Source organism: Desulfosporosinus sp. FKA (genome assembly GCF_002196785.1).
GTDB classification, from domain to species: domain Bacteria; phylum Bacillota; class Desulfitobacteriia; order Desulfitobacteriales; family Desulfitobacteriaceae; genus Desulfosporosinus; species Desulfosporosinus acididurans.
Map to the genome: position 1 here is coordinate 328,055 of NZ_NAHZ01000034.1, position 14,492 is coordinate 342,546.

Sequence of the window (14,492 nt, forward strand, 5' to 3'; positions counted from 1 at the left end):
TTCCTTAAAAATACGGTTAATGAGATGCTCGTTCCAACAAAGTTACAAAAGGCTACTATAAGTGATCAGTGTCCGGCTGCACAGCCGTCTATCATTTAGCTAGCTTATTGTTAACGCCAAAAGAATCGCAGCAGAAAAAAATAATGAAATGCCAATGCTGCAAGAATCAATACCACGGTCCGAACAATCGTAATAGCCCTTTTTAAGAACGAATTTTGATTGTTCCCAAAGTTCTCCTTCAATAAAACAACGTCTTCAGAAAAAACCGAAGCCTCATTCTCTGTCATATAAGACTTTAAAACTCGACAAATGCTCTTTGACTCTTCCCTTATTATTTCTTCATATTGAAGCATAAAATCACCCTTTTATCCAATCGTGAGACTCCCACTTTAAATGGAGCCCAATGTTCAAATTTAGCTAAACGGACTCAATGTTCGTTGTGCTGTATCACCTGCTAATTACGCGTCAAACTTATCTCTCAGGCAAAGGGGAAGATATTCGCGAGCCTCTGTCCATATTAAAGGCGAGCGAAAAGCAGCTACTAATAATTTACCAAAAGGTGATCTGTCCTCATTGTTTCTTCGAATAAGAACTTCTCCCCCACGTTGTTCGAGAAAAATCCTGGCGGCAGCAATGTCCCATTGATGGACATTCGACGAAATAAACAAATCATATTCACCGTTGGCAACTTTACATATTTCCAGAGAGGCGCAGCCCAAATATCTATAGGCCTGGGCCTGGGACAACATCCCCATGACATCCATACCCAAACTTGCGAATTCTCTCATAGTTCTCAAACTAATACCAACAACCGCCTTGCTCAGCTTATCATGGGAATCCGGCAGAGCGTCCAAAGGGAGTCCATTGATGATTGCTCCTTCACCATGACCTGCGCTAAACATCTCGCTATTAGCGACATCATAAACTAAACCAAAAATCGGATTTTCATTTTTATATAAAGCGAGGGATATGGCATAATCCTTGCCAAACCTATAATAATTGACCGTACCGTCAATAGGGTCGATAACCCACGCATAATCATCATTATGCTTCGAACAAATCTGTTCCCTGCTTTCCTCAGCAAGGATATTATGATCTGGATAGTTACTTAGAATAGCATCAATGAGGTATTTCTCAATAAGTAAATCATGTTCTGTGACCAGGTCCATCTGAGACGTCTTTTCCTTAACCTTAATGACGGATTGTCGGCGCTCTTGTTTCAACTTCGACCCCGCAGAATACATTAAGAGTTTAGCGAAGTCATACATTTCTCGTTCTTCGACGTTCATAAACGCTTAATTCCTTTCACCATGGAGATAGCTACAACCTGAAAACAGGCCAATGATCCTGGCGGTTAAACTCGGAAAAATTATCGAATTTTCTAACTTCAGCCCGTTTAATCCTAAAGGGTAAGGGAGTATTGAAAAATCTCTTGTTTGTTTCTGATACAGCATCAGCCATTATGCGTCTTTCTTTTCCTGATAACTCTTCCTCTAGATAAAACAAACTGATATGTCCCTGGAACCGTCGTTTTCTCTCAACACCTAGTTGTTTAAGATTGTTATCATCGTAAAGATAGTCTCTGACTGCCTGCAGCCCCAAATAATCACCTTCGGTCAGCGGCGAAACGATAGCGGCTATGACACCTTGGGGAAAAACAGATAAGCCCTTAATTTCATAGCTTAACGATCCGGTACTAGACATATGAGAAAACATCTGATGACAGGCCAGCAGAAATTCGTCTTCACGAGAATCTCTAATCCTCTGCTTAAAAACATCGCCGGATATCAACCGGCCTATGGTCATATGAAGGGCAATCGTAGGAGCCCAGACTATCCCGGGAAAGGGGATATTCCAAAATAATTCTTCTCGAATATCGCTAAGAAATCTATAGGAATCAACATTTTCCTCGTCATCTAAATATGTTGGCGTGATTAAAGTATAGCCTGAATAAGGAACCGGCTCCCAAAGGCCATCCGTAGACTCTTTGAATTTTCCCAGAGTCTTCATTTGGCGAGCATATTCTCTAATCGCTTTTTCCGCAAGTACCATTTCAACATATTCGAGATATTCGGTATAATTCATTTCCATAAATCGCACCTCGTCTTGCTAAACATCATTTGTGCGCCTCCATGACTCTTACCACAATCGGAAGTGCCCCACTGCTTTTAAAAAAACCGATCTCACAAGCTCCATGAACTAGTATTGATTAAGTTCAACAGCAAAACTAATCCCATGTTGTTGAAAGCCCTGCTTCTGATAAAACGCATGGGCTTGCAGCCTTTTCTTATTGCTGGAAAGCATAAGCTTGTAACAATTTCCCTCCTTAGCTTCATCCATAATAAAGTGCATCAGCATACTGCCTATACCAGAGCCTCTGTAATTCGCAGCGACAATCACACTTTCGGCAAGGGCAAGTTTGGCACCTCTATGGCCCAAATTTTCCAAGATGATCAAACTGCAGGCAGCGATTATCTGGTCGCTGTCTGCAACTACAAATACTTTGTAATAGGGATACTCCTTCATTTTCCGCCATATGGTTACGGCTTCGCCGTAATCGATCTTCTCCTCGCCATCCATGGCTTGTAAAAGATCTACTATACTTAACAGATCTTGCTCCGTAGCTTGTCGGATTAACATACATTATCAACTCTTTCACTATAGGCCTTATAATCTGATTGAAATACCGTGTTCCCGCCCACTAGGGCTTTCCGAAGGATCGGATAGTCCTGATGCATTTCCACAACGATTAAATCCGCACATTTACCGACTTCGATGGTACCGACCTCAGCGTCAATTTTTAAAGCCTTAGCGGGATTTAAGGTTACCATCTTAACTGCCTCATTCAGCGCGATTCCTTCCTGCGTTAAAGAAAAAACTGCCGGAAGCATAGCACTTGGCAGATAATCGGAACAGATGATATCTGCCGCATGATTGAGAATGGCATCTATCGCTCTCATATTGTTGCTGTGCGACTTTCCGCGAATAATATTAGGAGCTCCCACAGAGACGTGAATTCCTTTAGATGCCGCATAGACTGCTGTTTCCAAATTAATAGGAAATTCACTGACGATCCCTTCACATTCCAGGAGGGTATCAATTTTCTCTTGAGTATCATCGTCATGAAAAGCTAAAGGAATCCCCTGACATTTGGCAATCTTGGATAGTTCCGTAAGTTTAGCCCAATTAATTCGTGATTGGTTTTCGATGGTTTTATCAACAAAATCGTCAAATTCCCGCTCTTTTTGGCCATAAGATTGGAGAGTAAAAATTTTAAGTGCTTCAGCATCTCTAAACTGTCCCTGCCCCGGCGTATGATCCATATACGACATTAAATCAATGCTCTTGTTTTTAATAAGACCTTCCAAGGCTTTAAGCCCGGCAAGAAACGTCAATTCGTAGCGCAGATGAATCTTATGATTAATCATGGAACGAGCATTTTTAAGGGTATTGATGCTATTTATTACACCGACAACCATCTCTTGATTTCTTACTCCCCATTCGTCACTTAAGCTAAGAGAATGAAACATAGTTGTAATACCGCTAACCGTAAGTTTCTTCTCTAACTCATAAAAGGCCATATGAATGGGGAATAAAGTATTGGGCCTTGGCTGGATTTCCTTTTCGATAGCATCGCTGTGAAGATCAATCATCCCCGGCATAACAAAACATTCTTCGGCATCAATCATCGTCAGGTCTGAATAACACTTCACTCTGGGAAAATCACTTTCCGTTACCTCGATGATTCTATTTTCGTCTATAATAATATACCCTTTGCTAACCTTCTCAGGCAGAATCATTTTGGCATTGTAAATGCAAATCTTCTTTGTTCTCACGTCAAATTTGCTCCCTTTTAATCCTTATTTTCAAATCTCTCAATTAACCACTTCATCCTTCTTAACAACGTTTTGAGAGAATATCAAGACCAGCCTATAATTTAAGATCTATGGTCAAGGCTTTAATTTTGCTTTCTGCACTCCATTACACTAAGCCTTTTTCAATAATATCTTGCTTTTTAAATTTGTCGAAATTGTTTCAAGCACTAGAGCGAAAGCTATAATAAAATAGGTTACTAGTCCTATTTCCCTCAGATCAAAATAAAAGCCGCTGTCCATAAACAAATCAAAGCCGATTCCAGCTGCCCCGGCAGCAGCGCCCATGGCAACAGCATTGGCGAAGTTGATTTCAAATCTCATAAACGTCCAGGACAGCAAGGAAGAAACAGAGGAAGGTATAACCGCTTGAAAAATAATCTGCCACCAATTCGCCCCGCTGGCCATCAAGGCTTCTATAACGCTTCTGTCCAATTCTTCAAAAGACTCGGAATAAGCCTTCGTCAAATAGCTGACAGAGTGAAAGGTTAAACCAATAACGGCAGCCACACTGCCCAGGCCCGCCGCCACGGCAAAGATCAAAACCCATAAGATGCTGGGAACTGCACGAATAAAAGCGACAAAACCTTTGATAATATTGGTAACTTGTTTTGGCGCCAAATTCTGGGCGGCCAACAATCCCAGGAGCATAGCAATGATGCCGCCAAACAAGGTCGTTAAAAATGCCAAGCCCATGGTTATTAAAACTTCGTAAAATGCGTCCCACAAGCTAAGCCGGTGAGCTGCAGGATGGAAAAATATAGTTTTGAAATTATTGAGAGTATCAGCCATTGCCTTTCCCATATCCACACTCGTGTAATCAATGGTGGCCAGGGCATAGATAGTCAACAGGGATAAAACAAGCAATAATATCCACATGGTAAAAGACTCCCTAGTCAAGGGTTTCGCGGGTAAAATTGCTTCCTCAATCTTCTTCACATAATCACCCTTCTGATAGTATTGGAAACCATTTCAATAAGAATTACAGTAATGACAATTAAAATCACGACAAGGCTTGCGGCATGAAAATTAAAACTCTTATAGTACAAATCAAAGGAAAATCCGATTCCTGTGCCTGTAAGAAGGCCGACTAAGGTGGCATCACGAATATTCGTATCAATCATAAATAATATCCAACTGATCATCTGGGGGAGACTGGACGGCAAAACTGATTGAAAAATTATATGGAAATAGCTGGCCCCGGTAGCTGACAAGGCTTCAACGGAGTCGTTGGACACTTCGTCAATGGTTTCAATAAAGGCTCTTGTCAGAAACCCAAACGATCCTAAAAAAAGAGCCAAGTAGCCTGTAATTGAGCTTTGACTAAAAGCTAACATCAAGACCATGGCCCAAGCGACGAGAGGAATGTTGCGAAAGAGTGAGGCAATGCCCCGGGCAACCAGACTAAACACTCTGTTCATCCTTGTGGTTCGGGAACCAACCAAGGCCAAAAGCGTTGCGAAAACCGTGGCAACTGTCGTTGCCGCAATAGACATCAGGATCGTATCCCATAATTTTCGCAGTACATCAGGCAATATGGTCAGTGACTTACCATCGGGATAAAAATTGGAACCTCCCCAGATAAACGCCTTAAGAAGACTGGTAAACCCTTTCGACACGTCATACTGGGTAATGACGACCGAGCCAACGGTAAGCACTATTAATAAGAAAAAAAATATCAGACTGTCCTTTTTGCGTTGAGCAAAAATATCAGATTGCATAGCGTTCTCCTAATTCAACCATGAGATCATTGGACTCCGACCCATAAATTTCTGCGATTTTTTCGGTAGTTAAAGCACTCGGGGAGCCGTCGAAAACGATTTTTCCCTGATTGACACCGATAATGCGATCCGAATACTTGAGAGCAGCACTGACTTGATGCAAATTAACAATAACTGTTATGCCCATCTGAGCAGAAACATCTCTTAGGTGATCCATAATAATTTTGGCTGAATTGGGATCTAAGGATGCAATGGGCTCATCACATAAAATCAGCTTGGGATCTTGAATTAAAGCCCTGGCAATACCAACCCGCTGCTTCTGACCGCCGCTTAGTTGGTCACAGCGTTTATAGACCTGGTCATGCAAACCTAATAAGTCAATAATCCTCATCGCTTGTTGTTTTTCTTCTGGGCTATACCGTCCCATTACCCCGGCAAGGGTTGATTTGTAACCTAACCTGCCATGAAGAACATTCTCAATCACAGATAACTTATCGACTAAATTATAATGCTGAAATATCATGCCGATCCTTGTTCTCAGCTTTCTCAGGTCTCGTTTCTTCAGTTTTGAAATAAGGACTCCATCAAAGGAAATCTCGCCGCTGGTCGCTTCAATCATCCGGTTAATACAACGGAGAAGGGTGGATTTCCCGGCACCGGATGGGCCTATAACAGAGATAAACTCTCCCTCCGCAACCGAAAAATTGATGTCTTCCAGGGCCGGTGCCGCACCGTGATAATACTTGGTGACATGTTTTAGCTCCAACAAAGGTTCACAAAATTCTCGGTTCACACCTAGTTCCAGTTTCATTCATAGTCCCCCTTTCTTATTGAGAGAGGCGTCAAGGCAACGCCTCTCTCCCTCAAACCTTAACTACTTAATTGAAAAACAATAATTACTAGTTACTTAAACTATTGCTTCTATTTTGAATAGCCAAGAACTTTTCTCATGGGATCGTACCAGGAATCATCAACTTTCAAGAAGCGGTGGGGCTGGACAAAGACAGATCCTTGAGAACCTTTCGGAGCAAATATCTTGGTATCCTTTGTTGTCTCATCAGAGGTAAGTGCCTGAGTTATTTCGTCCAGGGTTTTTTGACTCAGCACTGCGCTGTTGGCTTCAAGGGGGGTGTTAAAGACCGGTATGGATTTAATGATCTCAAATTGAGCGCCGGCAAGAGTGTTAAATGGAGCATCGGCACCCTGTTTAACTGTATATACAGCCCCAGTCTCATTGTCTTTTCCTGAGCTGAGAGTTACATATTGGGCTACATCAAGATCATCAACTGCTGAAACATCAGATTTGCCCGTAAGTACATTTACTAAGGACAATTGGTGTGAGCCAGCAAAGAGAACCTGGCTGAAAAATTTTCGACTCCCGCCTTGGGCCAAGTCATCTTTAGTAAGACTTTTCCATTTATCCTGGCTGTTAAATTTCCCCAATATTGCTGCGGCAGGCATATTAAAGCCGGACGTCGAGCTGGTGGAAACAAAGGACATTCTTTTTCCTGTTATGTTATCAATGTCATAACTGTCACCTGATTTGTACTGATCTTCATTGCCTTTTTTAACGAGAAAACGGCTGTGGTAAAGGGCATCGTTCAAAGTCCCTGAATCTCCGCTTTCCACCACCAAAGGTATGACCTTGGGATCTTTAGCATGTGAGACAATGTATTCATTCGGTCCGAAATACCCTAATTGAGCGTCTCCGCTTTCCAAGGCTGAAATGGCTATAGCATAATCAGTCGTCAATTTATTTTCAACTTTTTTTCCTGTTGCTTTTGCGATGATCTGGTCAAATTCCTCACGAAAAGCCTTTTCATTATCTCCTGAATTATTAGGCAGCCAGGCGATGGTAATTGTTGCAGGCTCTTTAACACCTGAACCTGAACCAGAATTTGCAGATGAGCTCGAAGAAGCGGCAGTGCCGCATCCCGCCAGCAGGGAAGACATTAGAAGAACTGCCATGACCGATAAAGTGGCTTTTTTCACGTTTTTTATTCTCCTCTCGATGTTTAAAATATGATTGCGATGTCCATAAGCCTTATCTATATTTTACCTAACAATAATTATGTTCCCATTAAACTATTGTAATATTTAGGTTAAATTTGAAGATCATGTAATATCCCATTACTCATTGTATAAACCCGAGTACAGAGGTTTTCCATAAATTCCAGGTCATGAAAGATTCCCATCATCGTTGTTCCTTCTCGTTTCAATTGCTCAATCAGTTCCCGCACTTTTATTTTTGAAGCATGATCCAAACTGGCAGTAGGTTCATCCAGAAGCAGTAACCTAGGACGCTTGACCATAGCCCTGGCAATATTTAAGCGCAGCTTTTCACCGCCGGAAAAGGTTCCGGGATAACAATCCCATAATTCTTTGTCCAATTCAAAATGTTCCAGCATTCGCTGAGCTTCCATATTGGCATAATCTTCACCAGATCCCATTTCTAAAACGGCTTGTTTTACCAGTTCCCGTGCGGTTGTCCGCGGCATTATATTTAGAAACTGTGATACGTAACCGATTTCATGTTTCCGAAGATAGATCATTTGTCGTTCTGAGAGTTCTGCTAAATTTACAAAGCCATATTTTTGCGAGTTATACCAAATTTGTCCATTCTGAGCTACATAAGTACGATATATGCACTTAAAGACCGTTGATTTTCCGCTGCCGCTTTTCCCTGTAATCCCGACGAATTCACCTCCTTTTAGGTTAAGGGAAATATCATGAAGGGCTTCAATGTGCTTAGCTAAATTGTGAATGATAAAGGATTTGGTTAAATCCTGGACAACTAATATTTCTTCCATTTACGCACCTGCTTTTTTATACTTCTCTAGAAATTCATGGATAGGAAGATAAAAATCATTAAGCCTTTCTTTAATCATTTCATAGGACCAGTCCCACCACTTAATCTCCTCAAGTATTTGAACAGACTCTTCAGAAAATCGTTTCTTGATTGGTTTAGCCTCCACTCCGACTACAACGGTATAGGGATCCACATCCTTCGTAACCACTGCACCACTGCCTACCACCGCTCCATTGCCGATTTTCACACCGGGCATAATGATGGCACCATGTCCAATCCAAGTATCATGACCAATTATGAGCCTCTGCTCCTTCCTCCATTGAAAGAACTGTTCATCATCGGATTCTGCCAAACCATACTTCTTGCGGCGGTAAGTGAAATGATGCAAGGTCGGCCTATCCATGGGATGATCGGTAGGTCCGATTCTTACCATCGCCGCAATATTGGCAAATTTGCCGATTTCGGCGTTTTGGGCAATGCAAAAGGGCCCTGTATAGGAGAAATCAGCTAATTTAACATTTTCTAAGACGTTATAAATTCCTACCTCCGTATACTGACCCAATTCAACATTGTCCAGCAGACAGTTTTCATGAATACACGGTTTCTGATCAAGCCTTTCGGTCATTATTAGTTCACCTGACCTTTCTCAATTTTCTCAACCTTTAAGCCGAATACGATGTTGTACTGTCGATTTCTGCTATTATCCTTCATCCGCCGGCAGTTATAACAAGGATTGGACAAGCTTCTGAGTATAACCATGCTGGGGATCTTCTAAAATTTGATCCGTTAAGCCTTGTTCAATTACCTGTCCGTCAAGCATAACAAAAGTTCGATCAGCCAACATCCTGATAACACCTAAATCATGAGACACGATAATCATAGAGATCTTTAACTGTCTCTGAATGCTCTTGATTAAATCCAGGACACTGGCTTGAACGGATAAGTCCAATCCTGTCGTGACCTCATCGAGAAGCAGCAGCGGCGGATTGTTCGATAACGCTTTAGCAATTTGGACCCTCTGCTGCATTCCTCCCGAGAAGTTCTTAGGAGCTTCTTTCATACGGTAGACAGGGATATTGACGTGCTCCAACAGTTCTTCCCCGCGGGCTTTCATCTGCCCTACATTCCTGTTTCCGGCTGAAATCAGCTTCTCGGCGATATTTCCGATGGAGGAGAAATTCATTTTGAGACTCATGAGGGGGTTTTGATACACCTTTCCCATGAGATGATTCCTTATGTATCGTTTCTGCTGTGAGGATTCCATAAAGACATTTGTTGTGCCGCCTTTATAGGCCGTAATATAAGCTTCGCCGCTGCTTACTTCCTGGTCAAAATAAAGGCACTCCATCATCGTCGACTTTCCGCTGCCGCTTTCTCCCACGATTCCTAAAATTTCTCCCGCATAGACTTCAAAGGAGATATCCCTGCAGGCATATACCGTACCGCAAACGGGACAATAATTTTTCAGCAAGCCTTCCCCTTTTGACCCACGGCAATTGACACATCCTTTACCATATTGTTTATTAATATTTCGTACTGCTAAAACAGGCCGTTCAAAATCGTCCATGTTACAATCCCTCATCCTTTTGATTTTCCATTCATTCTTTGCAGGCAATAGCTGGTGTCATTGCATTGATATGAGGCTTCACCCGTAATATCATTCAATAGTTCATCCAGAAATACGTCCTTAGCTCCACATAATCTGCAGCACTTATCCTGAAACGTTTCAACCCTAAAGGGATAGTCCTCGAAATCCAGAGACGCAACCTTAGTGTAGGGAGGTACTGCATAAACCTTCTTTTCACGTCCGGCGCCCAAAAGAATCAAGGCTTTATTCTGATTTAGCTTGGGGTTATCGAATCTCGGAATAGGGCTGGGAGCCATCACATATCTGCTGTGAACCATAACAGGATGATCTGCTCCTGTGGACATGGCCCCATAGTTCACGATCTGCTCAAAAAGCATAAGCCAAGCACCACTATATTCATGTTCTGCATGAAGTTTTTTTGTTTCATATTCACTCGGTTCATAATACCTAAGGGGTTCTGGTATCGGTACTTGGAGAACCAGGATCTGATCTTCTTGCAGCGGGGTTTCGGGGATCCGATGTCTCGATTGGATGATGGTCGCTTCAGCCGTTTCGTCTGTAACTCCAATTCCAGTCGTCAGGACGATAAGTTTCTTAATATTGACGGCATTTACCGATTCATCAGAGCCTTGGTCAATAACTTTCAGACTATCTTCTTTCCCCACCAGGGAAAGGGTTAACTGAAGTCCTCCTGTTCCCCATCCTCTGGCAATGGGCATTTCTCTGGAAGCAAAAGGCACCTGATAACCTGGGATGGCAATGGCTTTTAAGGTTGCTCTTCTAATTTCCCGTTTAGACCCTTCATCAAAAAAAGCAAAATTATACTCTATGTTCATGACTGCAGCTCCTCATTGTTTCCCTTGGTTTGGGGCAGGTCTTTTTTCGATTGTCGCACGCTGTCCAACTTGGACTGAAACGTTACATAGTGCGGCAATTTCAGATGCGAGATAAAACCCGAAGACTCGACGGAATCGATATGCAGCAGGACAAACTCCTCGTCATAAATGGTATGCTCTGATTCACCCACTTCTAAACAGTGGTCAAGAATACTCATGGCAATTGCTTTTGTCTCATTTTGACCATAACAAAGTCCATAGCCAAGCTTAAATTCAATCTCTTTTTCCCCATTAATGTTCTGAATATCTTCCGGAAACAATGTCTCGACTTCCGTGACTTTAATTTCACCGATGTAATAACCATCATCTTTTTCATTTTGTTCATTAAAGGGATTATCCACATAAAGGGGCAGGTTTCCCATGCGCAGTTCCCCCACCGTAGGATGAAGGGCCCCGAAACTGCGCAAGGCTACATACCCCAGAGACGTAACAGCTCCAGTCTGCCCTCGGGTTAAAATCTGCAGCCGTTCACTTCGGCTTGCCGGAAACTGGAGACTCTCTTTTGTAACATCATCCGGTTCGTGGTTATCATTATCACAAACTGACATCAAACCATTTTCCCGCAGATAATCCACCACCTTAGGTAAATTAGCCAAATCTGTTCTATCGTTACCTTCTCCGCCTTCCAGGACATAATCACATACCCAATTGATCGCCTCTTCATCGCTTTCCTCACTTAAGTTAAAGTCAAGCAAACGATGAGTATAATCATTAGCAGCACCTAAAATCTGTCCGCCGGGTATATCTTTAAAACTTGCAGATATTCTGCGTTCGACCATCATGTCCTCAGGCTCAACAACGCGGGAATAATGATTGCGTGGCAGAGTTGAACGGTAGGCTCTCATTAAAAAGACAGCTTCTTCAGGACTTCCTTCGGCTTGCTTTATGGCCAACGCTGCCAACGTTTCATTATATAGACTGCTTTCCGACATAACTTGGTCAATTAAGCAGCGCATTCCGCTTTCAATTCTCTGACAATCAACAACGACTCCCTTTTTTAACCGCTCATATTTTAGTCGTTTCAGCGATTCCTCAATGGCAAGAGTCCCGCCTTTAACAGCAACATACCCCATCTATCCAACCACCTGTTTTATAATTTGAGTTGTCCGCGGGAGGCACAAAATGTTATCTTCCCGATCTGTAAAGATTAAATCAATTCCCAGAGGATATTCAGAGTTTTTTTCTTCCCGCCAATCAACCCACTGGCCGTTCAGCGTTACATCCATATAGTTTTCTTTTTCGATTCCGGGCCCTTTCAGAGTGAGGTTCCGATCATTACTCACGACGTCTGTTTCAATGATCAAGGTTGCTCCTTTGTGAGGGTCCAGCAAATCTCCGCTGCGGGCTATTTGAAAAGCCTCCTCCAAATCCCCCGGTTTCGAGTCATGTAAGATCAGAATATAATCGGCACTCTCCAGTTCTGTTGCTTTGGCGTACGTTAACTGATTAATAAGTTTGGCCATCTCAGCTTCATGTTCCGAGCATATTTTAAAGGTTACTTCTGTATCGAAAAGCATCAGGGCCAATACTAGAGTTGAGTTAAAACATCCAATCTCCATAGCCACCTTATCTGCCTGATCACGAAGGTTTTTGATTAAGCCCGGCCGAGACATGGAAGCAAGCGTTTTGCGATAAGCTGTTTGGATATCATGAACGAGATCTAGTTTCATCTACTTATCCCCCCTCTTATTGAACATCCATGGTGTTAAAGTTAACTTTTGTTTTTAAGACTTGCTTCTTTAGGGCCTCATAGTTTTCGTTAATGTGAAATTGTTCTTGCAATAAGGCCTTAGTCCATGCTTTGGTTTCTGGCAAATCCCCATTATAGGCCGCATCAATAATTGCCAGGTTATAGGCTAAGTTTGGTTCATGCCCTTTGACCATACCAATTCCCAAAAAACCGTTGATCATCACCTTACATTCGGTAACAAGTACCTCACCTAAGTAAAATAAGCTTCGCTGAGCGCCCTCCCGAACTTTTACCATGACTAAACTATTCTTGCTTTCTTCAATGGTCCTAACGTCATAAATCTGGAGTATTTCATGGGCTAATTTTGCAGAAACTTCCGCAGAACCTTTAATTAAGATCTCTGTTCGCTGTTTTCTAATCATGACCCAGCCATCCTTTGCAAGCGTTTATCGTTTACATATTGAGCATAACTTGTTGCCAAGTTGGCTGTGTTAAAGCTCTGTATGGGCTCCGTTAAATCTTCGTAAATAAACTGCACTGAACTCGTTCAGCTAAAGCCTAATACCAGGGCTTCAGTGTCGAAAGCGCCTGGCCCATAACAAATTCTATCGCGCTGAAGGATGGGCTCTACCCCCGTCGGAAATAGTTCAATTAAAAAACGGCATTTCCAGGGTTATTCGCTGTCAGTTCAGCAAATAACCCTGGAAATGCCGTTTTACATAATTCAATCCCTTATTATGCTTATCGAGTTAGGATTCCAAGCAAGAGCGTAAAAGCTGATCTTCTTCCTCAACATAGAGTCTGTATTCACTTGGAGTCTTTTCCTTTCTTACGCGCTTATTTCTCCAAGCTTGACGATTTCCTTTAATTTATCGTTAATAAATGACTGAAAACGGGCTGGTACATGATCTTGATAATATCACAAAGAACTTCAGTACATGTGCACTTAAGGTTTATGGTCACTGGCGATTTACGGTATAACATAAGAAAAGCAATCGCTTCGATAATAAATTTTGAGATACTCCAATACCTTACCCGTTTTCTTATCCATGCAACCCGATTCCAAAACTAAGAGAGGAATCAAATGAGGACAATTAAACAACGTTCTCTGAGACGCCGTAGGAAAAGAAACACTTAAGACGCTGGGTTTAGAATCAAATTGTGTATACCCTTTACTGTGATAATACTGAAACATTGAGGTTATATCCCTGCCGACGTCATCAATATCCTCAAAGACCGATTTTGCAAGATAAGAGACATGCAGCGCTATTGGTTGACGATCAATATACCTTAACCTGCCGACTTTGAAGATCTTATCCTCTTTAGTAGTTTCTAAGTAATTATAAATTTTCTTGTTGTACTTAATTTCTTGGCAAAAGATCGTTTTCGATTGGAAGTCATATCCTTTTTCGATCATTTTTTGGCTGAAACTTACATCTCCTGTCAGAACAAGTTCAATTTGCTGATATCTGTCTTTGACGTAGCTCCCTTTTCCCTGCTTTTTATAAATATATCCCATTTCTTCAAGTCTTTCATAAGCTTTCCGCGCTGTAATTCGAGGAACCTCGTAAGTATCGGCAATTTCATTTTCCGAGGGCAGTCTATCATGAGCGACGTATTTTCCTGAGGACATTAAAGAAATTAGCTTATCAACTATTTCTAGATCATGAGACATTTTAGGCACCCACTTTCAAGGTTATTATACTAAAAGACCTGCCCTTGAACGTTAAGGTTTTGTAAACATTTGTATAATAAGCTAGGCGAGCCTTAGGCCATGGATCTCCGAATCTCACAAACCATAGACGGCAAGAGGGGAGAGTCTACTATTATTGGCAAGGCTCCTCCCTTGAAGCTATAGCTTTTCCAGAAAGTTTAAAGGAAACAGTAAAGGAGTATCCTTGTGAATGGATACTCCT

Annotated in this window: 16 protein-coding genes; all 16 read right to left on the reverse strand. The window is 42.0% G+C overall.

From position 1 onward, the window contains the following. Positions 1–458 precede the first annotated feature (458 nt). The 16 genes from B5771_RS22805 to B5771_RS22880 all read right to left on the reverse strand — a co-directional run bounded on the left by B5771_RS22805 (position 459) and on the right by B5771_RS22880 (position 14,251). Positions 459–1,289 carry an inositol monophosphatase family protein gene (locus B5771_RS22805; RefSeq protein ID WP_047809186.1) on the reverse strand — a complete coding sequence of 277 codons (831 nt, stop codon included), beginning with the start codon at positions 1,287–1,289 and terminating at the stop codon, positions 459–461. A 31-nt stretch (positions 1,290–1,320) separates the two neighbouring features. Next, entirely contained in the window at positions 1,321–2,091 is a 771-nt protein-coding gene (locus tag B5771_RS22810) for a hypothetical protein (protein WP_088189564.1), read from the reverse strand. Positions 2,092–2,199: 108 nt separating this feature from the next. Next, positions 2,200–2,640, reverse strand: coding sequence for a GNAT family N-acetyltransferase (locus tag B5771_RS22815; RefSeq protein WP_088189565.1), 441 nt, complete (start codon positions 2,638–2,640; stop codon positions 2,200–2,202). After that, positions 2,634–3,836: an alpha-D-ribose 1-methylphosphonate 5-triphosphate diphosphatase gene (locus tag B5771_RS22820; protein WP_088189566.1), complete on the reverse strand. Its 1,203-nt coding sequence runs from the start codon at positions 3,834–3,836 to the stop codon at positions 2,634–2,636. The genes B5771_RS22815 and B5771_RS22820 overlap by 7 nt, the downstream gene beginning before the upstream one ends. A 150-nt stretch (positions 3,837–3,986) precedes the next feature. After that, a complete protein-coding gene (locus tag B5771_RS22825) occupies positions 3,987–4,811 on the reverse strand; it encodes an ABC transporter permease subunit (protein ID WP_242966943.1) in 825 nt (274 codons plus the stop codon). Further along, positions 4,808–5,593 carry an ABC transporter permease subunit gene (locus tag B5771_RS22830; protein WP_088189567.1) on the reverse strand — a complete coding sequence of 262 codons (786 nt, stop codon included), beginning with the start codon at positions 5,591–5,593 and terminating at the stop codon, positions 4,808–4,810. Before B5771_RS22830 ends, B5771_RS22825 begins: the two co-directional genes overlap by 4 nt. Next, positions 5,583–6,404 carry a phosphonate ABC transporter ATP-binding protein gene (gene phnC, locus B5771_RS22835; RefSeq protein WP_088189568.1) on the reverse strand — a complete coding sequence of 274 codons (822 nt, stop codon included), beginning with the start codon at positions 6,402–6,404 and terminating at the stop codon, positions 5,583–5,585. Before phnC ends, B5771_RS22830 begins: the two co-directional genes overlap by 11 nt. A gap of 110 nt (positions 6,405–6,514) precedes the next feature. Beyond that, positions 6,515–7,585: a phosphate/phosphite/phosphonate ABC transporter substrate-binding protein gene (locus B5771_RS22840; RefSeq protein WP_088189569.1), complete on the reverse strand. Its 1,071-nt coding sequence runs from the start codon at positions 7,583–7,585 to the stop codon at positions 6,515–6,517. 110 nt (positions 7,586–7,695) lie between these two features. Next, positions 7,696–8,403 (reverse strand): ATP-binding cassette domain-containing protein, encoded by a 708-nt coding sequence (locus B5771_RS22845; RefSeq protein ID WP_088189570.1) that lies wholly within the window; start codon positions 8,401–8,403, stop codon positions 7,696–7,698. Continuing rightward, positions 8,404–9,027: a DapH/DapD/GlmU-related protein gene (locus B5771_RS22850; RefSeq protein WP_088189571.1), complete on the reverse strand. Its 624-nt coding sequence runs from the start codon at positions 9,025–9,027 to the stop codon at positions 8,404–8,406. Between the two features lie 96 nt (positions 9,028–9,123). Beyond that, on the reverse strand, positions 9,124–9,969 hold the full coding sequence (locus B5771_RS22855; protein WP_088189572.1) for an ATP-binding cassette domain-containing protein: 846 nt from the start codon (positions 9,967–9,969) through the stop codon (positions 9,124–9,126). Positions 9,970–9,980: 11 nt separating this feature from the next. Then, a complete protein-coding gene (locus B5771_RS22860; protein WP_088189573.1) occupies positions 9,981–10,826 on the reverse strand; it encodes an alpha-D-ribose 1-methylphosphonate 5-phosphate C-P-lyase PhnJ in 846 nt (281 codons plus the stop codon). Beyond that, a complete protein-coding gene (locus B5771_RS22865; RefSeq protein ID WP_088189574.1) occupies positions 10,823–11,959 on the reverse strand; it encodes a carbon-phosphorus lyase complex subunit PhnI in 1,137 nt (378 codons plus the stop codon). The genes B5771_RS22860 and B5771_RS22865 overlap by 4 nt, the downstream gene beginning before the upstream one ends. Continuing rightward, on the reverse strand, positions 11,960–12,556 hold the full coding sequence (gene phnH, locus B5771_RS22870; RefSeq protein ID WP_088189575.1) for a phosphonate C-P lyase system protein PhnH: 597 nt from the start codon (positions 12,554–12,556) through the stop codon (positions 11,960–11,962). Between the two features lie 16 nt (positions 12,557–12,572). Continuing rightward, on the reverse strand, positions 12,573–12,998 hold the full coding sequence (phnG, locus tag B5771_RS22875) for a phosphonate C-P lyase system protein PhnG (RefSeq protein ID WP_047809172.1): 426 nt from the start codon (positions 12,996–12,998) through the stop codon (positions 12,573–12,575). Between the two features lie 548 nt (positions 12,999–13,546). Beyond that, complete coding sequence (locus tag B5771_RS22880) at positions 13,547–14,251, reverse strand: GntR family transcriptional regulator (protein ID WP_088189576.1); 705 nt, start codon at positions 14,249–14,251, stop codon at positions 13,547–13,549. Positions 14,252–14,492 lie beyond the last annotated feature (241 nt).